The sequence below is a fragment of the Vitreoscilla filiformis genome (assembly GCF_002222655.1).
Lineage (GTDB): Bacteria > Pseudomonadota > Gammaproteobacteria > Burkholderiales > Burkholderiaceae_C > Ideonella > Ideonella filiformis.
Window position 1 is genome coordinate 421,435 of sequence record NZ_CP022423.1, and the last position, 22,411, is coordinate 443,845.

15 protein-coding genes, 1 pseudogene and 1 CRISPR repeat array are annotated in these 22,411 nt (G+C 64.2%); of the genes and pseudogenes, 14 read left to right on the forward strand and 2 right to left on the reverse strand.

Annotated elements, in window-relative coordinates; genetic code table 11:
- Nucleotides 1–17: 17 nt before the first annotated feature.
- Entirely contained in the window at nucleotides 18–2,306 is a 2,289-nt protein-coding gene (locus VITFI_RS01945) for a UvrD-helicase domain-containing protein (RefSeq protein WP_089415576.1), read from the reverse strand.
- 122 nt (nucleotides 2,307–2,428) lie between these two features.
- Between VITFI_RS01945 and VITFI_RS01950 the strand changes: the two genes are divergently transcribed.
- From VITFI_RS01950 to VITFI_RS02010, 14 genes and pseudogenes are all read left to right on the forward strand, one after another.
- Nucleotides 2,429–3,271: an AAA family ATPase gene (locus tag VITFI_RS01950; RefSeq protein ID WP_089415577.1), complete on the forward strand. Its 843-nt coding sequence runs from the start codon at nucleotides 2,429–2,431 to the stop codon at nucleotides 3,269–3,271.
- Nucleotides 3,272–3,302: 31 nt separating this feature from the next.
- Nucleotides 3,303–4,478: a vWA domain-containing protein gene (locus tag VITFI_RS01955; protein ID WP_089415578.1), complete on the forward strand. Its 1,176-nt coding sequence runs from the start codon at nucleotides 3,303–3,305 to the stop codon at nucleotides 4,476–4,478.
- A gap of 15 nt (nucleotides 4,479–4,493) precedes the next feature.
- Nucleotides 4,494–5,159 (forward strand): annotated as a pseudogene (locus VITFI_RS18320) (CRISPR-associated endonuclease Cas3''); the annotation flags it as partial.
- 1,025 nt (nucleotides 5,160–6,184) lie between these two features.
- Nucleotides 6,185–7,234: a hypothetical protein gene (locus tag VITFI_RS18325; protein ID WP_157725522.1), complete on the forward strand. Its 1,050-nt coding sequence runs from the start codon at nucleotides 6,185–6,187 to the stop codon at nucleotides 7,232–7,234.
- 24 nt (nucleotides 7,235–7,258) lie between these two features.
- Nucleotides 7,259–7,444: a type II toxin-antitoxin system HicA family toxin gene (locus VITFI_RS01965; RefSeq protein WP_089415580.1), complete on the forward strand. Its 186-nt coding sequence runs from the start codon at nucleotides 7,259–7,261 to the stop codon at nucleotides 7,442–7,444.
- An 11-nt stretch (nucleotides 7,445–7,455) separates the two neighbouring features.
- A complete protein-coding gene (locus VITFI_RS01970; protein ID WP_089415581.1) occupies nucleotides 7,456–7,851 on the forward strand; it encodes a type II toxin-antitoxin system HicB family antitoxin in 396 nt (131 codons plus the stop codon).
- A 31-nt stretch (nucleotides 7,852–7,882) separates the two neighbouring features.
- Complete coding sequence (casA, locus tag VITFI_RS01975) at nucleotides 7,883–9,685, forward strand: type I-E CRISPR-associated protein Cse1/CasA (protein ID WP_157725523.1); 1,803 nt, start codon at nucleotides 7,883–7,885, stop codon at nucleotides 9,683–9,685.
- A 25-nt stretch (nucleotides 9,686–9,710) separates the two neighbouring features.
- On the forward strand, nucleotides 9,711–10,286 hold the full coding sequence (casB, locus tag VITFI_RS01980) for a type I-E CRISPR-associated protein Cse2/CasB (RefSeq protein WP_157725524.1): 576 nt from the start codon (nucleotides 9,711–9,713) through the stop codon (nucleotides 10,284–10,286).
- A 31-nt stretch (nucleotides 10,287–10,317) separates the two neighbouring features.
- On the forward strand, nucleotides 10,318–11,388 hold the full coding sequence (gene cas7e / locus VITFI_RS01985; protein ID WP_089415584.1) for a type I-E CRISPR-associated protein Cas7/Cse4/CasC: 1,071 nt from the start codon (nucleotides 10,318–10,320) through the stop codon (nucleotides 11,386–11,388).
- A 5-nt stretch (nucleotides 11,389–11,393) separates the two neighbouring features.
- Entirely contained in the window at nucleotides 11,394–12,203 is an 810-nt protein-coding gene (gene cas5e, locus VITFI_RS01990) for a type I-E CRISPR-associated protein Cas5/CasD (protein ID WP_157725525.1), read from the forward strand.
- Nucleotides 12,194–12,916: a type I-E CRISPR-associated protein Cas6/Cse3/CasE gene (gene cas6e / locus VITFI_RS01995; protein WP_157725526.1), complete on the forward strand. Its 723-nt coding sequence runs from the start codon at nucleotides 12,194–12,196 to the stop codon at nucleotides 12,914–12,916. Before cas5e ends, cas6e begins: the two co-directional genes overlap by 10 nt.
- Nucleotides 12,913–13,836, forward strand: coding sequence for a type I-E CRISPR-associated endonuclease Cas1e (cas1e, locus tag VITFI_RS02000; RefSeq protein WP_232476650.1), 924 nt, complete (start codon nucleotides 12,913–12,915; stop codon nucleotides 13,834–13,836). The genes cas6e and cas1e overlap by 4 nt, the downstream gene beginning before the upstream one ends.
- Nucleotides 13,817–14,116 (forward strand): type I-E CRISPR-associated endoribonuclease Cas2e, encoded by a 300-nt coding sequence (gene cas2e, locus VITFI_RS02005; protein WP_089415586.1) that lies wholly within the window; start codon nucleotides 13,817–13,819, stop codon nucleotides 14,114–14,116. The genes cas1e and cas2e overlap by 20 nt, the downstream gene beginning before the upstream one ends.
- A gap of 94 nt (nucleotides 14,117–14,210) precedes the next feature.
- Nucleotides 14,211–21,380: a CRISPR direct-repeat array (repeat unit 29 nt; unit sequence GTGTTCCCCACGGGGGTGGGGATGAACCG).
- A gap of 25 nt (nucleotides 21,381–21,405) precedes the next feature.
- Nucleotides 21,406–21,666, forward strand: a complete 261-nt coding sequence (locus VITFI_RS02010) for a hypothetical protein (protein ID WP_089415587.1) — start codon at nucleotides 21,406–21,408, stop codon at nucleotides 21,664–21,666.
- 105 nt (nucleotides 21,667–21,771) lie between these two features.
- Here VITFI_RS02010 and VITFI_RS02015 read toward each other — a convergent pair whose 3' ends face one another.
- Nucleotides 21,772–22,371, reverse strand: a complete 600-nt coding sequence (locus VITFI_RS02015) for a hypothetical protein (RefSeq protein ID WP_157725527.1) — start codon at nucleotides 22,369–22,371, stop codon at nucleotides 21,772–21,774.
- Nucleotides 22,372–22,411: the final 40 nt, after the last annotated feature.

Sequence of the window (22,411 nt, forward strand, 5' to 3'; positions counted from 1 at the left end):
GACGTCCACCCCGCGTGTCAGGGCAACGGGGTCAATTTGGCCACGCCCAGCGCCAGCCACTTGACACCATGCCGACCAAAGCGCACTTGGATGCGCGCATCATTGCCACGCCCCTCCAAGGTCAGCACCACCCCTTCCCCGAACTTGTTGTGGAACACCCCCTGCCCAACGCGCCATCCACCTGCGGATGCAGCGGCCACGGGCTCCGCGCCACCCGACGCCGTTGCCCTCCCCGCGTGCCGGGTGAACGAACGCGGCGCCGCAACCGGCGGGACGCTCCAATGGGCCACAGCGGGTCGGGTCGCCAACCACTTGAGCGACTCGGGCGGCAGTTCCTCGATGAACCGGCTGGCCATGTTGTAGCGCGTCTGGCCGTGCAGCAAGCGGGTTTGCGAAAAGCTCAGATACAACCGCTGACGGGCCCGGGTGATGGCCACGTACATCAAGCGCCGCTCCTCCTCCAGCGCTTTGGGATCGGATTGCGCACTTTCATGCGGGAACAGCCCTTCCTCCAAGCCGGTGAGAAACACTGCGTCGAACTCCAGCCCCTTGGCGGCATGGACGGTCATGAGCTGTACCGCGTCCTGCCCGGCCTGGGCTTGGTGCTCGCCGGCCTCCAGCGACGCATGGGTCAGGAACGCCGCCAACGGGCTGACGATTTCGCCCGTCTCCCCGTCCGGCGCCAACTCATCCACAGGCAGGGCCACCGCATCACGGCCAAACCCTTCTTGGGTGACGAAGGCCTCGGCGGCGTTGATCAACTCCTCCAGGTTTTCCACCCGATCGGCGCCGTCGCGCTCGCTGCGGTAGTGATCTTGCAAACCTGAGCGCTCCAGCACCAACCGAACGATGTCACTCAGGCAGAGGTTGCGCGTGTCGCGGCGCAGCTCGTCCAGCAAACGATGGAAGGCTTGCAGCGGGGCCGCCCCGCGCCCGACCACCGCCCCCACGCTCTGCCACAAACTGCGCCCGCTTTGACGCGCCACATCTTGCAACTGCTCCACCGTCCGGGCGCCGATGCCCCGCGTCGGGAAGTTGACGACGCGCAAGTAGCTGGTGTCGTCCTCGGCGTTTTCCAGCAAGCGCAGGTAGGCCAGGGCGTGTTTGATTTCGGCGCGTTCAAAAAACCGCAGTCCGCCATGCACCCGGTATGGCATACCCACATTGAACAGCGCCGACTCGATCACCCGCGACTGGGCGTTGCTGCGGTACAGGATCGCCGTTTCATGCCGAGGCGTGCCAGCGCGGTGCAGTTGCTGCAATTCTTCGACGATCCAGCGCGCTTCGTCTTGATCGCCCGGACATTCGCGCACCCGCACAGGCTCGCCCGCTCCCGCGTCGGTACGCAGCTCTTTGCCCAGGCGCTGGGTGTTGTGGCTGATGAGGTGGTTGGCCGCGTCCAAGATGTGGCCGCTGGAGCGGTAATTCCGCTCCAGTTTGATCTGGTGGCGCACTTGGAATTCGTGCAAGAAGTCCTGCATGTTGTCCACCCGCGCACCCCGGAAAGCGTAGATGCTTTGGTCATCGTCGCCCACCGCCAGCACCGCCGTGCGCGGGCCGGTGAGCATCTTCAGCCAGAGGTATTGCAGCCGGTTGGTGTCTTGGAACTCGTCCACCAAAATATGGCGGAACCGGTTGCGGTAGTGCTCGCGCAGCGCCTCATCCCGCGCCAACAGTTCGTAGGTGCGCAGCAGCAATTCGGCAAAGTCCACCACGCCTTCGCGTTCGCATTGTTCTTCGTAGGCTTGGTAGATGCGCACCTGGGTTTGCGCGTGCGCGTCGCGCACCTCGACATCCCCCGGGCGTTGGCCGTCCTCTTTGCAATGGGCAATGAACCAGCTCTGCTGCCGCGCCGGGAAGCGCTCCTCATCCAACCCCAGGGACTTGATGACGCGCTTGACGGCGCTTTGCGTGTCGCCGCTGTCCATGATCTGGAACGCCGCAGGCAGCCCCGCAGCCTTCCAATGCATGCGCAAAAAACGGTGGCACAGGCCATGAAACGTGCCGATCCACATGCTGCGCACGTTCAGCGGCAGCATGGCACCCAGCCGGGTCATCATTTCCTTGGCGGCTTTGTTGGTGAACGTCACCGCCATCACCCCCGCTGGCGACACGCGCCCTTGGGCCAGCAACCACGCGATGCGCGTGGTCAGCACGCGGGTTTTGCCCGAGCCAGCGCCCGCCAAGATGAGGGCCGACTCATCCGGCAACGTCACCGCTGCCAGTTGTTCCGGGTTGAGAGCGCGCAGCAGCGCCGAACCATCGCGCAGCGGCGGCGCGGAGGCGGTGATGTCCGGGAAATCCATCAAAGCATTGTAGGAACCCCCCTCGCCCCCTGCACACCAGCCCCCCAGGCTGAAGCGTTGCCGGTGCCTAAAATCGGCTCAACCTTTGGTTGAGCTTGCTCAAGACTTGCTGGATGGCACCCATGAAATTTCAAGGCTCCGAACACTACGTCGCCACCGATGATTTGACGTTGGCCGTCAACGCCGCCATCACCCTGCAACGCCCGTTGCTGGTCAAGGGTGAACCGGGCACCGGCAAGACGCTGCTGGCCGAAGAAGCCGCCAAAGCCCTGGGCCTGCCGCTGCTCGAATGGCACATCAAGAGCACCACCAAGGCCCACCAGGGCCTGTACGAATACGATGCGGTGAGCCGCCTGCGCGACGGCCAACTCGGCGACGAGCGGGTGAAGGACATCCGCAACTACATCGTCAAAGGCGTGCTGTGGCAAGCTTTCGAGGCCGATCAGCCGGTGGCGCTGCTGATCGACGAAATCGACAAAGCGGACATCGAGTTCCCCAACGACTTGCTGCGTGAACTCGATCGCATGGAATTCCACTGCTACGAGACGCGCCAAACCATCCGTGCCAAGCACCGGCCGCTGGTGTTCATCACGTCGAACAACGAAAAAGAACTGCCGGACGCGTTTTTGCGCCGTTGTTTCTTCCATTACATCCAGTTCCCGAACGCGCAGACGATGCAACAAATCGTCGATGTGCATTACCCCGGTTTGAAGAAAGAACTGCTGGCCGCTGCGCTGAAAGCGTTTTACGAGGTGCGCAACCTGCCGGGTTTGAAGAAAAAACCCTCCACCTCGGAGCTGATCGACTGGCTGCGCTTGCTGCTGGCGCACGATATCGCCCCCGCCACCTTGGGCAACGCCGATGGCCCGACGCAACTGCCGCCCCTGGTCGGTGCCCTGCTCAAGAACGAGCAGGACATTGCGCTGTTCGAAAAACTCATCGCCATGCAGCGCGCCCGGCGCTGAACTCGCTTCATCCGCCGCAGGAGGCGCCGCCATGCTGATCGATTTTTTCCAGACCTTGCGCGCCGCCGGGCTGCCCGTGTCGGTGCGGGAATTTCTCACCTTGCTGGGCGCGTTGCGCGCCGGGGTGATCGGCCCCTCGGTGGACGAGTTTTACCACCTGGCCCGCCTGACGCTGGTGAAAGACGAAGCGCGCTTTGACAAGTTCGACCGGGCGTTTGCCGCGTATTTTCAAGGCGTCGAACTGCTGACCGATGGCTTGAGCGCCCAAGAACTGCCCGCGCAATGGCTGGAGCGCTTGCTGGAGCGCGAATTCACGCCCGAGGAACGCGCCGCCGTCTCCAAAATGGACTGGGACGAGCTGATGAAAACGCTCGCCAAGCGCCTGGAAGAACAAAAAGAGCGCCACGAGGGCGGCAGCAAGTGGATCGGCACCAACGGCACCAGCCCGTTTGGGCATGGGGGTTACAACCCGCAGGGCATCCGCATCGGTGGGCCGGGTCGAAACCGCAGCGCCGTCAAGGTGTGGGAACAGCGCACCTTCCGCGACTACGACGACAGCGCCGAACTGGGCTCACGCACGATGCAAGTCGCGCTGCGCCGGCTGCGGCGCTTTGCGCGGGAAGGCTCCGCGCTGGAGCTGGACATCCCGGACACCCTGCGCGCCACCGCCGCCAACGGGGGTTCCCTCGACCTGCGTTTGGTGCCCGAGCGCCACAACAAGGCCAAGGTGCTGCTGCTCATGGACGTGGGCGGCAGCATGGACGACCACGTCAAACAAGTCGAGCAACTCTTCACGGCGGCGCGCAGCGAGTTCAAGCACCTGGCGTTCTACTACTTTCACAACTGCGTGTACGACTTTGTGTGGAAGCACAACGGCCGACGCTACGCCGAGAAAACCTCAACCTGGGATCTGACCCGCACCTACAACAAGGACTGGCGCCTGATCTTCGTCGGCGACGCCACCATGAGCCCCTATGAACTGACGCAAATCGGCGGCAGCGTGGAGTTTTACAACCCCGAGCCGGGGGCGGTGTGGTTGCAGCGTTTGTTGGCGGCCTTCCCCAAATACGCTTGGATCAACCCGGAGCCGCAGGGGGTGTGGGAATACCGCCAAAGCGTGGGCATGGTGCGGCAGATGGTGCAACAGCGCATGTATCCGCTGACCTTGGCGGGGTTGGAGCGGGCGATGCGGGAATTGAGCAAATAACAGGAGCCACGCCCCATGGACTTTTTCAAGCACTGGGGCAAAGCCCGGCCAGTGGCCGAAGCGGCCACGTCCCATCATTTGCTCGTTTATCACAGCTTGGATGTCGCCGCTGTTGGAGCCGCTTGGCTGGAGCGTTCGGCGCATCTGTTGCATTGGATGGCCCAAACCGCCGGTCTGCCCGCCCCGGCCTTGCTGGATTGGCTGACGTTTTGGCTCGCGCTGCACGACATCGGCAAATTCGCCACGCCGTTTCAGGCTCAGCGGCCTGATTTGGTGCAGACGCTGCAAGGCCGCAGCGTGGCGGCACCCGCGCTGGGCGCACCGCGCCATGACAGCCTGGGTTTGTCGGCCTGGCAAAAGTGGCTGGCGCCGCTCGCTGTGCAAGAGCGCTGGTGGGGGGAAGCCGCCGCCGATCACGACATGGCGCCTTGGGCCCATGCCGTCACCGGGCACCACGGCCAGCCCGGCAGGCCCGATCTGGCAACGGTCACACGCTACTTCAGCACCGCCGATCAAACCAGCTTGATCGCGTTCGCCCAAGCCATGCGCCATTTGTTCATCACGCCGAGCGTCATGGCCGCTGTGTGCGCCACTGAGCCTGAGGATTTTGAAGTGCGCAGCCAGCGCTTGTCCTGGTGGGTCGCGGGCGTGGCGGTGCTGGCGGATTGGATTGGCTCCAACACCGAGTTTTTCCCTTACGAAGCCCAGCCGGACACGTCACTCGCCCGCTACTGGCAGCAGGCGTGTGCCCGAGCGCACCGGGCGCTGGACCAAACCGGCGTGCTGCCCGCTGCGTGCCCCCAAGAACAGCCTTGGGCACGGTTGTTTCCGCACATCCACCAACCGTCAGCGCTGCAAGCTTGGGCACAACACACAGCACTGAGCCAGGGCCCGCAATTGCACCTTTTGGAAGACGTGACCGGTGCGGGCAAAACCGAAGCAGCGGTGATGCTGGCCCATCGCTTGATGGCCAACGGCAGCGCCGACGGCTACTTCATCGGCCTGCCAACGATGGCCACGGCCAACGCGATGTACCAACGCTTGGTCGATGTTCACGTGCGTTTATTTGCCAGCGACGCCAGCCTGACGCTGGCCCATGGACGCAAAGATCTGGTGGAAATGTTCGCCGCCTCGGTATTGCGTGCCGGCAAAGCTGAGGCCGACCCGGCCCAGCAAGACGACAGCGCCACCACCCGTTGCACCCGCTGGCTGGCCGACCACAACAAACGGGCACTGCTCGCACCGGCGGGCGTGGGCACGGTCGATCAGGCACTGCTGGCGGTGTTGCAGAACAAGCATCAATCGCTGCGGTTGCTCGGTTTGTTCCGCAAGGTGTTGATCGTGGATGAGGTTCACGCCTGCGATGCCTACATGCAACGCACGTTGGAGGTACTGCTGCGCTGCCATGCGGCCAGTGGGGGCAGTGCCATCCTGCTATCGGCCACCTTGCCGCAGGGGATGAAACAGCGCTTGTTCGATGCGTATGCCCAGGGCTGTGGTGCCCAACGGCCTGCATTGATCGAACGGGCTTATCCGCTCATCACATCGTGGCCAGGGGCACCGGGCGCGGTTTCATCCAACCGCTGCGAGGAAGTGGCCGTGCCCACGCGCAGCGCGATGTGCGCCGCACTGTGCAGGTTCGTTACACCGCCGATCTTGACGCGGTGCTGGCCCACATCACCGAAGCGCTTGCGCAGGGGCAGTGCGTGGGCTGGATTCGCAACACCATCGGCGACGCGCTGGCGGCCCAGGCTTTGCTGTGTGAGCGGGTGGCACCGGAGGGCATCACGCTGTTTCATGCCCGTTTCACGCTGGGGGATCGGCTGGACATCGAAACCGAGGTGCTGGCGCACTTGGGCGCTCGCAGTGGCCCGACACAACGACGTGGCCGGTTGCTGATTGCTACCCAGGTGGCCGAGCAATCGCTGGATGTGGATTTGGATGTGCTGGTGAGTGACCTGGCCCCCATCGATCGGCTGATTCAACGCGCCGGGCGGCTGTGCCGGCATGTGCGAAATCAGGCAGGCGAGCGGTTGCCGCTGGGTGCCGTCGATGGCCGAGGGGCACCGCAGTTGTGGGTGTACGGGCCGGCCTGGGCGCCGCAACCAGGGGCGGACTGGTTCCGCCAAACATTCAAGAAAGCGGCCTACGTTTATGACGATCACGCCCAGCTCTGGCTGAGTGCGCAGCAGTTGCAGGCGGGCCGGTTCACCATGCCGGAGGATGCGCGCCCCATGATGGAAGCGGTGTATGGCGATGTGGACATCCCGCCCGGCCTGGAAAAAAGCCATCTAAAGGCGCTGGGCAAGGGTTATGGCAGCCGCTCCAACGCGCAGGACAACACCATCAAGCTGGATGAAGGTTACGTGCGTTCCGGGCTGGAATGGTTGGCCGACACCTCGGCCCCCTCGCGTCTGGGAGAAGACACCGTGGATGTGGTGCTGGGCCGTTGGGTGAACGGGCAGGTGCAGCCGTGGCGGGCCGACAAGGCCGCACACGCCTGGGCCTATAGCACGCTGCGGGTGCCCCGGCGCCTGATCGACCAGGCGGTGCCACCCGCCACGCCCGAACAGGCCCACGCCGTTGAAGCTGCATTGGCGAGCATGCCCGGCGGCGGGCGCTGGGTGGTGTTGCTGGTGCTGGCCATGGTGAATGGGCAGTGGCAAGGTCAAGCGTTAAGCCAAGCCAAGGAGCGCCGCCCCGCCGAGTGTCGAACGTGGGTGTATGACGGGCGACGGGGGTTGGTCACAGGGTGAATTTTGGTGTTGATAATCCACACCATGAACAGCAAACAGGTCATCAAACGACTGGAGGCGGATGGTTGGTATCTGGCTCGTGTGAAGGGTTCACATCACCAGTTCAAGCATCCGAACAAACCCGGGTTAGTCACGGTCAAACACCCGGACGGAGACATCCCCACCCCGACCCTCTACAGCATTGAACGGCAAGCCGGTTGGCGAAAGTGAAAGGACACCCCATGAAATTCACCGTGGTTTTGCACACCGATGACGGTCAGCATTACGGCGTCATCGTCCCGGATTTGCCGGGGTGTTTTTCGGGCGGCCATGGCATTGACGACGCTCTTGCGAGTGTTCAAGAGGCCATTGACCTGCACGTTGAAACACTGCTCGACGATGGCGTAGACATTCCGCCACGCCAACCCATCACCGTCCACCAAGCCAATCCCGACTACGCCGGGGGGGTGTGGGCGGTGGTGGACGTACCGATCGAGAAGTACTTGGGGCCTGCCGAAAAAGTCAACATCACCATTCCGCGCCGTTTGCTGGCACGCATTGACGAATACGCCCGGGCGCATGGTGCCACCCGCAGCGGTTTTCTGGCAGAAGCTGCACGGCAAGCCATGCGCGGTTAAACTGAAGAACAAACGACAAGGGAGCCCCCCCATGAACCTGCTCGAAGAAGCCTGGTTGCCCGTGCGTCTGCACAACGGTGAACGACGGTGGATCGCCCCACACGCGCTGGCACGCCCCGATGTGGCAGCGTTCGATGCCCCGCGTGCTGACTTCAACGGCGCCTTGGCTCAATTCGGCATCGCGCTGCTGCAAACCGTGGCACCGCCCAGCAGCAAAGCCGCTTGGAAAGCACGCTGGCAAACCCCGCCGGATGAGGCCACGTTGCAAAGCTGGCTCGTCCCTTGGGCGGATCGTTTCGTGCTGGATGGTCACGGCCCGCGCTTCATGCAAGACCTGACGGTTCACCAAATCCGGGACACCAAAGTTGTTGCGATTGGAAACTTGTTGCTAGAAGCTCCAGGAGAAAACACCCAGGACAACAACGCCGATCACTTCATCAAACGCGGCACCGTCGAAGCCATGTGCCCGCACTGTGCGGCGCTGGCGCTGTTCACGCTGCAAGTCAACGCGCCATCGGGTGGGGCGGGGCATCGCACCGGGCTGCGTGGCGGCGGGCCACTCACCACGCTGCTGGTTGCGCCGTCCACGCCCGAGGCCCCGCGCAGCTTGTGGCACCAACTCTGGCTCAACGTGCTGCCCTCCAGCACCTTCGAATCGGCCACGAACTGCGATGCGGCACTGGATGAACCCCACCACCGCATGCCCTGGCTCGCCAGTTTGGACGTGACCCAAAGCACCACCGGCGAAACCGCCCCCCAGCAAACCCACCCTTTGCAGGTGTATTGGGCCATGCCGCGCCGCATCCGGCTGCATCTGGAGGCGCTGGCCAGCGGCACGTGCGACGTGTGTCACCGCGCCGAGCTGCCACAGGTGCGCCACTACGTCACCCGCAACTACGGCATGAACTACAAGGGCGCTTGGCGGCATCCGCTCTCGCCCTACTACACGGCCAAGGACGAGAAGCTGCCGATGCACCCACAGCCTGGCGGCCTGGGCTACCGCCACTGGCTTGGGCTGGTATTGGGGATGAGCGATGAAAAGCGCCAGATCGAAGCGGCCACCGTAGTGGGTGAATTCATGCTGCACGCGGCGCGTGGCCAACTGGCTGCCAGCCCAGGCAGCAGCGCCGATCACCCACAGTTGTGGGCCTTCGGCTTCGACATGGACAACATGAAAGCCCGCTGCTGGTACGAAGCCCATTTGCCGCTCTACGACTTGGAAGGCTGCTCACCCGAGGCCCAAACGCTGCTGCGCAACGAGGTCAAACGCTGGCTGACCGGGGCAGAGCTGGCCGCCAGTTATCTGCGGGGTGCCGTCAAAGATGCGTGGTTCAGCGCCGAGGCACGCGGCGACTTCAGCCATGTGGACGCCGCGTTCTGGCACGCCACCGAAGCCGCGTTTTACGGCTTGCTGCGCCCAACCGTGGCCCACCTGCGCAGCGATACCCCGCTGGACGGCCAAGCCATGGCCACCCGCTGGCTGGCGCAGTTGCAGCGCGAGGTGTTCCGGCTGTTTGAGGAGGATTTCGTTGGCGCCGGGGCCATCGAGCGGCAAAACCCCCGGCGGGTGACTGAGGCGCTGGTGCAGTTGCGCAAGAACCTTTATGGCCCGAAGCTGCGCGCCGCGCTCGAACTGCCAGCGCTGGAAAAAACCGTCAAAAAGACACCCAAAACATCTTCTAGTGTCATGTCATCGCTGGCCTGCCGTCCCCTCACCCCGGCCCTCTCCCCCAAGGGGAGAGGGAGAAATGACTTCAAAGCCCCTCTCCCATCGGGGGAGAGGGGTTGGGGTGAGGGGAACGCGTCGCCGAACACTCCGACATCTGCCACTTGACGCAACACTAGGAAGGAGTGATGCGATGACAGCATCTGTGACCAGCGAGCGTTACCGGCTCGCGCCCCCCGTCAAGGCGGCGTTCATGGCGTGGTGGCACGCCTTGTCGGATGAAGCGGCACGGGGTCAGCCCAAGGCAGACCGCGCCATCCTGCGCCGCTGCGAAAACCTCACCGACGTGACACTCAGCGCCGCTTTTCAGCGTGTTTACTGGACGTTGCACGCCGCCCACACCGGCCCCGCGTGGGCCCCTTGGCAGCAAGAGCGCATCGCGGCGTTGGTGGCTTTGTCGGCGCATGTTCGGGGTGCTGGGGCGCTCTCGTTGCCACGCGCCATGCACCAGACGGTGGGCGGCTCGGATCGGGCAAGCGTCAGCGAGCTGCGCTTCAAGCGGCTGCTGGAGTCACCCGACATCGAGAGTTTGTTCACCGGGCTGCGTCGGGTGATGCCGCTCATCGACCATCAGGTCGATGTGGGCTCAATGGCGCAGGACGTGTTCGGCTGGGGCGACGGCGTGCGCAAACGCTGGGCCTACGCCTACTACGACCCCACATCCACCCCCATCGAAGCGTCTCCGGCCCGTGCTGCGGCGTCGGCCTGATTCAGCGTTCACACATTCAGAGAGGTTTGTCATGTCCCATTCTGCTCACCGTTTTGTGCAACTGCATCTGCTGACGCACTACCCGCCCTCCAACCTCAACCGAGACGACACGGGCCGCCCTAAAACCGCCTTGGTAGGGGACGCCACCCGGTTGCGCGTCTCCTCCCAAAGCCAAAAGCGCGCTTGGCGCACCTCGGAAACGTTTGCCGTCGATCTCGCCGGCTGCCTGGGCCGGCGCACGCGCCAGCTCGGCAAGGAAGTGTTCAAGACGCTGTGCGCCGGCGGTGTGAGCGACAAACTGGCACGCGAGTGGGCCAAAGACATCGCCAAACAATTCGGCAAGCTGAAATCCGACAAGAAACCGGTGAACGACTCCGACCTGGAAATCGAGCAGCTCGCCCACCTCAGCCCCGAGGAGTGGGAGGCCACTTTTGCGCTGGCGCAAGCGCTGATCGCCCGCAAGGAAGGCCCGACTGAGGCCGAGCTGCGCCTGCTGACACAACCTCGCCGGGCGGTGGACATCGCCATGTTCGGTCGGATGTTGGCCGATTCACCCGAGTTCAACATGGAGGCGGCGGTGCAGGTGGCACACGCCATCACGGTGCATCGCGCAGCGGTGGAGGACGATTTTTTCAGCGCCGTGGACGACCTGAACCGCAACGACACCACGGGCGCCGGCCACATCGGCGAACGCGGCTACGGCGCGGGTTTGTTCTACCTCTACATCGCCATCAACCGGGAATTGCTGCGCCACAACCTGGGTGGGGATGAAGCCTTGGCGGAGCGCGCCTTGGCCGCGTTGGTGCAGGCTGTCACCCGGGTGTCGCCCACGGGGATGCAAAACAGTTTTGCCTCGCGGGCCTATGCGGGTTATGTGCTGGCGGAAAAGGGCGATCAGCAGCCGCGCTCGCTTTCCCAAGCTTTTCTGAAACCCGTCCATGACCAAGGCGAAGGCATGTTCACCCAGGCTGTGACAGCACTGGAAACCCGCTGCGCCAACTTCGATGCGGTCTATGGGGCGTGTGCCCAAGCACGCTACACGCTCAACGTGGAAACGCCCACCGGCACGCTGGCCGAGCTGATCCGTTTCGTGGCGGAATGAGCGCCATGGACTTTCTGGTTTTCCAACTTCAGGCGCCGATGGCGTCGTGGGGGGAAGCGGCGGTGGGGGAGTATCGGGGTTCGGCACCGCATCCGGGGCAGTCGGCCTTGGTGGGGTTGCTGGGCGCAGCGCTGGGGCTGGATCGGGCCGACGAGGCCGCCCATGCGGCGCTGCGCGATGGCTACGGTTTCGCCGTAGGCGTGCTCGGTGCCCAAGGGGATGGCCGCTTGCTGCGTGACTATCACACCGCCCAGGTGCCCCCGCGCAGTGCGCTCAAGGGCCGCCCACACGCCACGCGCCGCGATGAGCTGGCGATGCCCAAACGCGAGCTGGGCACCATTCTTTCCACCCGGGATTACCGGCAGAACGTGCATTACCTGATCGCCGTCGCGCTGCGCGAAGGGGCCACGGCCCCGCACACGCTGGCCGCGCTGGCACAGGCGCTGCGCACGCCCCGCTTTCATCTGTACCTGGGCCGCAAGACCTGCGCCCCAGCCGCGCCGCTGTGGCCGCAGGTGGTGGAGGCCGCGTCGGCCCATGCGGCGATGCAGGTGTTTGGCGAGCGTTTCGAAGCCCAGCGTCAACAAGCCCAGGCGGCCACACAGGCCGCACGGCCCCAGCGCTGGGTGCCCGAGGTGCTGGAGCCGCTGCCCAGCCTCACCCGGTTGCACTTTGATGCCCACATTCCCGCCGGCGTGCCGGCATGGCTCAACGTGCCACGCAAGGATCGGCTGATGAGCCGCCGAGGCTGGCAGTTTGGGGATCGCACGGAGTTCACGGCCTGGCTGGCCGAAGAGGAGCCGCCATGTTCTTGAGTTTGCTCACCCCGCGTCCGGGTCACGAGCGCGAAGCGGCGCAGCAGCGTTTGGCCGATGGCCCTTATGGCGATCACCAATGGTTGTGGCGCCTGTTCCCCGCCGAAGCGGGCACGGCCCGGGATTTTCTGTTTCGGCGTCAAGAGGTGGGCGGGTTGCCGCGTTATCACTTGGTGTCGCAGCGGGCACCGCAGTCACCGGGGGAGGCTTGGCTGCTACAAACGCGGCCTTATGCGCCGAAGTTGGAAGCCGGCGAGCGGCTGGCGTTCGAGCTGCTGGCCTGCCCAACGGTGCGCCATGGGCGTGACCCGCGAGACGGCAAATCCCGCCGCCATGATGTGGTGATGGAAGCGAAGAAAACCCTGTTGGCCGAGCGCAGCCTGAGCCGCTGGGCAGATTGGCCAGCCAGCGATGGCCGCCCGGATTTGTACGCGCTGGTGCAATCGACCTGCACAGCGTGGCTGGCGCGGCGCGGGGAGCGCGCAGGGTTTGTGCTGGATGAGGCGTGCTGTGTGGTGTCGGCCTATCAGCCGATGCGCCAGCGGCGCAGCAGTGCGCCTGCCGACGAGGCGCCCTTGCAATTCAGCACCGTGGAACTCAGCGGCGAACTGACGGTGCAAGACCCCAGCGCTTTCACCCACATGCTGACGCACGGCCTGGGCAGCGCCAAGGCGTTTGGCTGTGGGTTGATGTTGGTGCGGCGGGCACTGTGAGCACGCTGTTGCCATCGCTCAAGCCGATCCCGATCAAGGAGCGAATTTCCATCGTCTTTGTGGGGCTGGGCGAGCTGGACGTGATCGACGGGGCGTTTGTCATCGTCGATGCCACGGGCGTTCGCACGCAACTGCCCATCGGTGGGGTGGCGTGTGTGATGTTGGAGCCGGGGTCGCGGCTGTCGCACCGGGCGGCGGCGCTGGCGGCGCGGGTGGGCACGCTGCTGGTGTGGGTGGGGGAAGCGGGCGTGCGGCTCTATTCGGCGGGGCAGCCGGGCGGGGCGCGTTCGGATCGGCTGCTGTACCAGGCCCGGCTGGCGCTGGATGAAACGCTGCGGCTCAAGGTGGTTCGCAAAATGTACGCCCTGCGTTTTGACGAGGAGCCGCCAGCGCGGCGCAGCGTGGAGCAGTTGCGCGGCATCGAGGGTGCGCGGGTTCGGCAGACTTACCAGCTCTTGGCCAAGAAGTTTGGTGTCCACTGGAAGGGGCGGGACTATGACCCCGAATCCTGGGATGTGAGTGATTTACCGAACCGGTGTTTATCGGCGGCCACGGCATGTTTGTACGGGGTGACGGAAGCGGCGGTGCTGGCGGCGGGGTATGCGCCGGCGGTGGGGTTCATTCACACGGGCAAGCCGCTTTCGTTTGTGTACGACATCGCCGATCTCTACAAATTTGAAACGGTGGTGCCGGTGGCGTTCAAGGTGGCGGCGTCGCAGCCGCGTGGCAATGCCGAGCGCGAGGTGCGGTTGGCGTGCCGGGACATGTTCCGGCAAACGCGCCTGCTGGATCGCATCATCCCTGACATTGAAGCGATTTTGGCGGCGGGTGAAGTGGTGCCGGCGCAGGCGCTGCAAGGGGTGGTTGGCCCGGCCATTCCGAACCAGGAGGGCGTGGGGGATGCTGGTCATCGTGCTTGAGAATGTGCCGCCTCGGTTGAGGGGGCGCATGGCGGTGTGGTTGCTGGAGGTGCGTGCGGGGGTGTATGTGGGCAACTATGGCCGCAAGGTGCGGGAATACTTGTGGGAGCAAGTGGAAGAGGGGCTGGAAGATGGCAATGCGGTGATGGTGTGGCGCAGCACGGCAGAAGCTGGATACGAGTTTCTGACGCTGGGCCCAAACCGGCGCATGCCGGTGGACTTGGACGGCGTGCAACTGGTGAGTTTCTTCCCCCCAACCGCCCCGGATTCAGACGCCTGATGCGGCTCTTTAACAATCTGTTTGGGAGGGTCTAAAAATCGGTAGATTTTTGAGGGGTGAAATTTGTCTTTGGAATCATTGAGATAGGATTGGTGTGTTCCCCACGGGGGTGGGGATGAACCGAATCGTCAGGGGGTAGCACGCCCCGAGGTCTGGTGTTCCCCACGGGGGTGGGGATGAACCGAATCGTCAGGGGGTAGCACGCCCCGAGGTCTGGTGTTCCCCACGGGGGTGGGGATGAACCTTCGATTCTGGAATTCAATTTCGGCGGCTATTTGTGTTCCCCACGGGGGTGGGGATGAACCGCGCCGTGCCGAACTGCGGCGCCGCCGCGTGCCGTGTTCCCCACGGGGGTGGGGATGAACCGAAGGGCGTGCTCACCTCGTCCGGCCCGCCGGAGTGTTCCCCACGGGGGTGGGGATGAACCGCATCCGGTCATGTACCGGTGGGCGAATCGCCTGTGTTCCCCACGGGGGTGGGGATGAACCGTATTTGCCCAAGCTCTCGCCTGTTTTTGCTGTGTGTTCCCCACGGGGGTGGGGATGAACCGCCCAGCGCCAGCAAGAGGCGCAGGCCACGCCGGTGTTCCCCACGGGGGTGGGGATGAACCGGAGCCGCCCAAGCAGGCGCCGCAGCCATCGGCGTGTTCCCCACGGGGGTGGGGATGAACCGTGACAATCTCCGCCATGACAGACACTTCTTCCGTGTTCCCCACGGGGGTGGGGATGAACCGATAAAAAAACTGCGTCTGACTGAAGTGGGTCAGTGTTCCCCACGGGGGTGGGGATGAACCGCACAGGCGCGCAAAATAAATCGGGTTGAGCAAGTGTTCCCCACGGGGGTGGGGATGAACCGACGCTGAACGACGCCCTGCGTGCTGTGCTGCCGTGTTCCCCACGGGGGTGGGGATGAACCGTTTGAGCGAGAAACCCGCTCAGTGCCGGCTGCGTGTTCCCCACGGGGGTGGGGATGAACCGGGGGTGTCGTACATTGTCAAAACGGAGCGCGGGTGTTCCCCACGGGGGTGGGGATGAACCGCGGAACGTCGTGCAGTTCGATGATCCGGCACCGTGTTCCCCACGGGGGTGGGGATGAACCGGGCAAGGAGTTCGCCCACCAGTGATGATTGACGTGTTCCCCACGGGGGTGGGGATGAACCGGTGCTGCACCTGATGATAAGTGCTGCACTTTGGTGTTCCCCACGGGGGTGGGGATGAACCGATTAGCCAGCGCCAGCGCCTCAGCATCCGACAGTGTTCCCCACGGGGGTGGGGATGAACCGTGAACAACAGGTTTGTCAAGACTCTGATATCAGTGTTCCCCACGGGGGTGGGGATGAACCGCTCTCTACGGCCCGCTTGCGGCGCACCGCTATCGTGTTCCCCACGGGGGTGGGGATGAACCGCCCGTACGCGGAAAATAGACCGTGCCGGTTTCGTGTTCCCCACGGGGGTGGGGATGAACCGCCCGGGCGCGCATCTGGCGCATGCGCTTGGGGGTGTTCCCCACGGGGGTGGGGATGAACCGTTATCAACCGTCGCCAAAGGATCAAAGGACGAGTGTTCCCCACGGGGGTGGGGATGAACCGCGAGGGCGGCTAGATCACTTGAGCTGGGTGACGTGTTCCCCACGGGGGTGGGGATGAACCGCATTGATGCCCAACGCTGACGTAACCGGCCTTGTGTTCCCCACGGGGGTGGGGATGAACCGACAGTGGACGGGGCGGGCTCCGGCGTAGATGCGTGTTCCCCACGGGGGTGGGGATGAACCGCCGTCCGCATCATGCTCAACCCCGCCCACCCGGTGTTCCCCACGGGGGTGGGGATGAACCGCTTATGGAGCACGACAGGCTGACCCTTGAGCCGTGTTCCCCACGGGGGTGGGGATGAACCGGACGGCAACCATGATTAAAAACGGTCTGGAATGTGTTCCCCACGGGGGTGGGGATGAACCGAGCGCGACGCCATCCGCAAGGCGCATGATGCGGTGTTCCCCACGGGGGTGGGGATGAACCGACGACAAGCGCTTGCGCCAAGGCGGTCGCAAAGTGTTCCCCACGGGGGTGGGGATGAACCGCTCGAAAATGCAACGCAATCGAATTCGACCACCGTGTTCCCCACGGGGGTGGGGATGAACCGCGATCATACTCGTCGGATCCCCGTTTGACCTGGTGTTCCCCACGGGGGTGGGGATGAACCGTCGTGGACTAATGCTTGATTTGTCTAACGCATGTGTTCCCCACGGGGGTGGGGATGAACCGACGTGGAGCTGTCTGGATCGCTGGAGGCCCCGGTGTTCCCCACGGGGGTGGGGATGAACCGGTGGCGCGAGCGATGCGCAACCTGCACGGGGTGTGTTCCCCACGGGGGTGGGGATGAACCGGCCATTAAGGATGCATTTGCAAACGGGGCCGGGTGTTCCCCACGGGGGTGGGGATGAACCGATGCGGATGTGTTCCGGGCGGTCTCGCGGGCCGTGTTCCCCACGGGGGTGGGGATGAACCGCAAATCATCGCCGAAGCCAAGGCCGGTGGCTAGTGTTCCCCACGGGGGTGGGGATGAACCGCGCGAAGACGACAAGCGCCTGCGCGAAGGCGGGTGTTCCCCACGGGGGTGGGGATGAACCGTTTCGGCGGCATCATTAAATGGCGTATGGAAAGTGTTCCCCACGGGGGTGGGGATGAACCGGCCGGAGTAATTGGGCTTGTAGCCACACCGAAGTGTTCCCCACGGGGGTGGGGATGAACCGGTGTTGTACAGCCATTGCATGGCCGCTTGCCCGTGTTCCCCACGGGGGTGGGGATGAACCGATGACTTGCAAAGGGCGCGACGGGCTTGCAATGTGTTCCCCACGGGGGTGGGGATGAACCGGATTTAATGTCATGAGCGATTCGCAGATGTCAGTGTTCCCCACGGGGGTGGGGATGAACCGTTGAATCAAGCGTGGAGCCTGAGGATTTGGCTGTGTTCCCCACGGGGGTGGGGATGAACCGGTCATGATCTTGCTCGATCCGGCGGTCGAGTTGTGTTCCCCACGGGGGTGGGGATGAACCGTTGAAAACTTGAACCGCATTACTCATCATCGCGTGTTCCCCACGGGGGTGGGGATGAACCGCGTTAATGCTGGCTTCGCGCAGCCTGACAGCGGTGTTCCCCACGGGGGTGGGGATGAACCGGGCCACCGATATGGCCCGCGAGACCGCCCGGAGTGTTCCCCACGGGGGTGGGGATGAACCGCCTGACTCTGCGTGCAAGCGGGTCGTTTGAATGTGTTCCCCACGGGGGTGGGGATGAACCGTATCCGGCAGGGCGGGCGGCGATCCCGCTGTAGTGTTCCCCACGGGGGTGGGGATGAACCGAATTGCTGGAGGCGGCATGACGCACGGCGGCAGTGTTCCCCACGGGGGTGGGGATGAACCGCAACCATGTTCGGGAAACTTGACAGCCTCAACGTGTTCCCCACGGGGGTGGGGATGAACCGCCTTAGACCTGCTTTCGATGAACAACACCAGTGTGTTCCCCACGGGGGTGGGGATGAACCGTTCAAGAGCCAGCCGCACCTGGCGTGCCGCGTGTGTTCCCCACGGGGGTGGGGATGAACCGCAATACGTAAATCTACTGTTTGTTTACAAGGAGTGTTCCCCACGGGGGTGGGGATGAACCGGATCGGCGAGCATATCCGTCGATGGGTGCTTGGTGTTCCCCACGGGGGTGGGGATGAACCGACCCCCGGCTACCCGATTAGCCAGCGCCAGGAGTGTTCCCCACGGGGGTGGGGATGAACCGGCTTCAAAATTCAAGGCTGCGCGGGCCGTGCAGTGTTCCCCACGGGGGTGGGGATGAACCGTCGACGATCCGCCGTAAACCGTTTGAATGCCCGTGTTCCCCACGGGGGTGGGGATGAACCGCCGGAAAAACTCGCTCATGATCGACTCAAGGGGTGTTCCCCACGGGGGTGGGGATGAACCGTGCTGGTGGTGTTCGGGCGCGACATCGACCAAGTGTTCCCCACGGGGGTGGGGATGAACCGGCGGTGCTGGCAGTGGCGTCAAGCAGGGCGACGTGTTCCCCACGGGGGTGGGGATGAACCGACGGGACAGTCGAGGAGGATGTCGACCAGGTCGTGTTCCCCACGGGGGTGGGGATGAACCGCCTACGGCGGCGCCAATGGCGATTCATCTGCAGTGTTCCCCACGGGGGTGGGGATGAACCGGTCAGCGCGGCCTTGATGGCCGCTTTGGCTTCGTGTTCCCCACGGGGGTGGGGATGAACCGGTCATGCACGACACTGACGGTGCCGGTGGCGCGTGTTCCCCACGGGGGTGGGGATGAACCGCGCCTGAAGCGTCCCCATGCCGATTTCGGCACGTGTTCCCCACGGGGGTGGGGATGAACCGCCCTGGTAGCTTGGCTCAGTGAGCTGAAGCCGGTGTTCCCCACGGGGGTGGGGATGAACCGGATATGTTGTCATGAGCGATTTACTTAAACATGTGTTCCCCACGGGGGTGGGGATGAACCGCGTACCGAGCCGCCCAGGCTGGCGTGTCTGAGGTGTTCCCCACGGGGGTGGGGATGAACCGCTCGGCGGATTGGGGTTGTAGCGATGATCGGCGTGTTCCCCACGGGGGTGGGGATGAACCGCCGGCACCGCAGCCATCGGCGCGAGAATACCGGTGTTCCCCACGGGGGTGGGGATGAACCGTCGATCGTCATTGACGAGCCGGGCGACCCTGAGTGTTCCCCACGGGGGTGGGGATGAACCGCAGGTCGCAGCGACCCAGGCATCGGCCCAGGCGTGTTCCCCACGGGGGTGGGGATGAACCGCAGATGCTCTGGCCGCAGCCGCGCCGGCAGCGGTGTTCCCCACGGGGGTGGGGATGAACCGCCCGTGCCGGGCTTGTCGGGTTGAACGGCGGGGTGTTCCCCACGGGGGTGGGGATGAACCGGTCGAAGGATCGAAGAAACTCGAACTTATCCAGTGTTCCCCACGGGGGTGGGGATGAACCGCCGGATGAGTGGGTAAAATCAAAAGCAGGGACGTGTTCCCCACGGGGGTGGGGATGAACCGACACGCGCTGCATCTTGTGGCCCCTGGATTGCGTGTTCCCCACGGGGGTGGGGATGAACCGCGATTGAAGCTGCGCTGCTGGCGTCCGGTGAAGTGTTCCCCACGGGGGTGGGGATGAACCGTAGCCGTCAGGGCGCGAGACAATCCCGCTGTAGTGTTCCCCACGGGGGTGGGGATGAACCGAATAAGACTGCAATCCGCAACGCAACACCAGTGTGTTCCCCACGGGGGTGGGGATGAACCCAGGCCAGTTTGCAAAATGCTGGAAAATAACCCGTGTTCCCCACGGGGGTGGGGATGAACCGCCGGCGGCGATTGCGTCGGCCTGAGAAAATGTGTGTTCCCCACGGGGGTGGGGATGAACCGACAAAACTGCTCGGATTTATCCCGCAAGAGTCGTGTTCCCCACGGGGGTGGGGATGAACCGTCCTCAGTCGGGCATCCTCAAACGCCACGCCCGTGTTCCCCACGGGGGTGGGGATGAACCGGTCATTGCGGGTACGGCACGCGCCGGGCGGATGTGTTCCCCACGGGGGTGGGGATGAACCGTCGCAGGGCGTCTCGCATGGCGGTTGTGGTGAGTGTTCCCCACGGGGGTGGGGATGAACCGTCCCAGCAAAACAACGGGCAGCCCCCAAAAGCGTGTTCCCCACGGGGGTGGGGATGAACCGATGACGGCCAAGCCTGCGCCTCTTGACATTGAGTGTTCCCCACGGGGGTGGGGATGAACCGTAAATGGAAACCTCCGCCGGCATATGGCACTTGTGTTCCCCACGGGGGTGGGGATGAACCGACCGCATGGGCATTTACGCCACGGCAGTGCAGGTGTTCCCCACGGGGGTGGGGATGAACCGGCCACAGGGCGCATTGACTTGGCGGTTGCTGCGTGTTCCCCACGGGGGTGGGGATGAACCGCCAAGATGAAGCAAGCCGATGACAAGGCCAGCGTGTTCCCCACGGGGGTGGGGATGAACCGGCCTCGGCAATGCCGACAAGCAAGTTCGCATCGTGTTCCCCACGGGGGTGGGGATGAACCAGCACCCCCAGAGTGGCGGCTAGGGCGAATATCGTGTTCCCCACGGGGGTGGGGATGAACCGTCCTGTGCGTCCGGGAATTTCAAGTCAGCATCGTGTTCCCCACGGGGGTGGGGATGAACCGTCCTTGGAGCGCGAACTGGGCGACGCTCGCAAGTGTTCCCCACGGGGGTGGGGATGAACCGCATTGGTGCCCGTCAGTGTAGTGTCGCGGTACGTGTTCCCCACGGGGGTGGGGATGAACCGGCGCAGCGGCGATGACTGCGGGGCAGCTCGCCGTGTTCCCCACGGGGGTGGGGATGAACCGACCCCAACAAATACGCTTACCGAGTATCGATCGTGTTCCCCACGGGGGTGGGGATGAACCGCCCACCAGCCGGCTCAGGCACCGGTGCCGACTGTGTTCCCCACGGGGGTGGGGATGAACCGTCGATCCAGCTCACTGTCGAGCTAGACGCCGGGTGTTCCCCACGGGGGTGGGGATGAACCGGTTGCGTTGAGGGCTCACGGCCAGCGCTCGCCGTGTTCCCCACGGGGGTGGGGATGAACCGTGCTGTGGATTTCTCCCTCTGCTGTGGATCGTGTGTTCCCCACGGGGGTGGGGATGAACCGCAGGCTGACACGTTCGCCCACCCGTCCCGCTTGTGTTCCCCACGGGGGTGGGGATGAACCGCAGTAAAATGGAATCGGAAAATGGATGCAGTGCGTGTTCCCCACGGGGGTGGGGATGAACCGCCCCCTCAAATCGATCTGGACATAGCAGCTCGGTGTTCCCCACGGGGGTGGGGATGAACCGTGACCGCGCTGAGAAATATGGAGCGGCGGGTTGTGTTCCCCACGGGGGTGGGGATGAACCGACGCTGGATGAGCTGATGCGCGAGCGCGAGCAGTGTTCCCCACGGGGGTGGGGATGAACCGCCCGCGAACTGCAAGCGCGGCTCGCCGCAGCTGTGTTCCCCACGGGGGTGGGGATGAACCGGCTCTTGAGGCTCAACGCGCCGCCCAGCGCCGCGTGTTCCCCACGGGGGTGGGGATGAACCGGGCGGTCGGCGCGGGACTTTCCTTTTTGTGGAGTGTTCCCCACGGGGGTGGGGATGAACCGCAACTGCAAGCCAAGATCAAAAACTTGGAGGCGTGTTCCCCACGGGGGTGGGGATGACGCCCGACGATTACCCCCTGGTTCGTCTGGTGCCCAGCAGCCTGGCGCCCGACACGGTGTTACCGCGCCGCCGCATCGAGCTGCTGATTTACTTTGGCCAGCCGGCCAACGAGTCCGACCCCGGTGGCCTGGAAGCTGTTTGCAGCCAATGGCCAGAGATGGAAAAAGCGCTCATCAACGCCTGCTACCAGTGCCCCGGCATGATCTGCCTATGCCAAGAAACCATCACCGATGAAGACCGCGTGGCCAGCTACAAGCTGCAGGCCCTACGCGTGATGGTACGCAGGTGAAAGGTGTAGACTCCGCCTGCCGGCGCGGGTCATCAGGCTGACTCGGCCCCAGCTCTCGGGCTGAGGATGAGCCGACCAGGGTCGCCAACCTGGCCCACCGGCGCTCTACCGAATACGAACCGCCCCCTTGGGCGGTTTTTGCTTTTCGTTGTAGATCAGCGAGAGAAACCACGCCTCGGTTCCGCTCGCATCGATTTTTAGGGCCGCACGGTAAGGCTTGCCGTCGATCTTGAGCAACACAAAACGGCGTTCCTGCGGCCCCGCCCAGACCTCACCGTCACGCAGCAAATCGGGCACCTTGGCGTAATCGGCCACCCCGACCTCTGGATGCTTGGCGATGTGCTCATCCAGCGATGTTCTGGAAAGCCATACCGTCTTGGCTGAGGTTCGCAAGAGTTCTCGGTCGGCATCCGTGAGGCTGGCGATGGCAAACCGATCCGGTGCACCGGGTCGGTTGAAAAAGAAGTTTTCCAGATTGTGGTTCTGCACCTTGGCATTCTCAGCCACCAGCGCGTGCCCGCTGCCAGCGTCGCCCAGTCGGCGCAAGTGGTACAGCGGGTTCACGCCACGGTTCACCACTTCATCTACGCTGCGACCGCTCATCACGTCCAGGGCGCGAGCCAGAGAAGCGAACAAGCTCAACCGTGAGCGCAGTGGCACCAGCACCAGTGTTCCCCACGAGGGTGGGGATGAACCACGATCCAAGCCGTGTCTCCGCTACACCGGAAGCTCCCCCTTTGGAAAA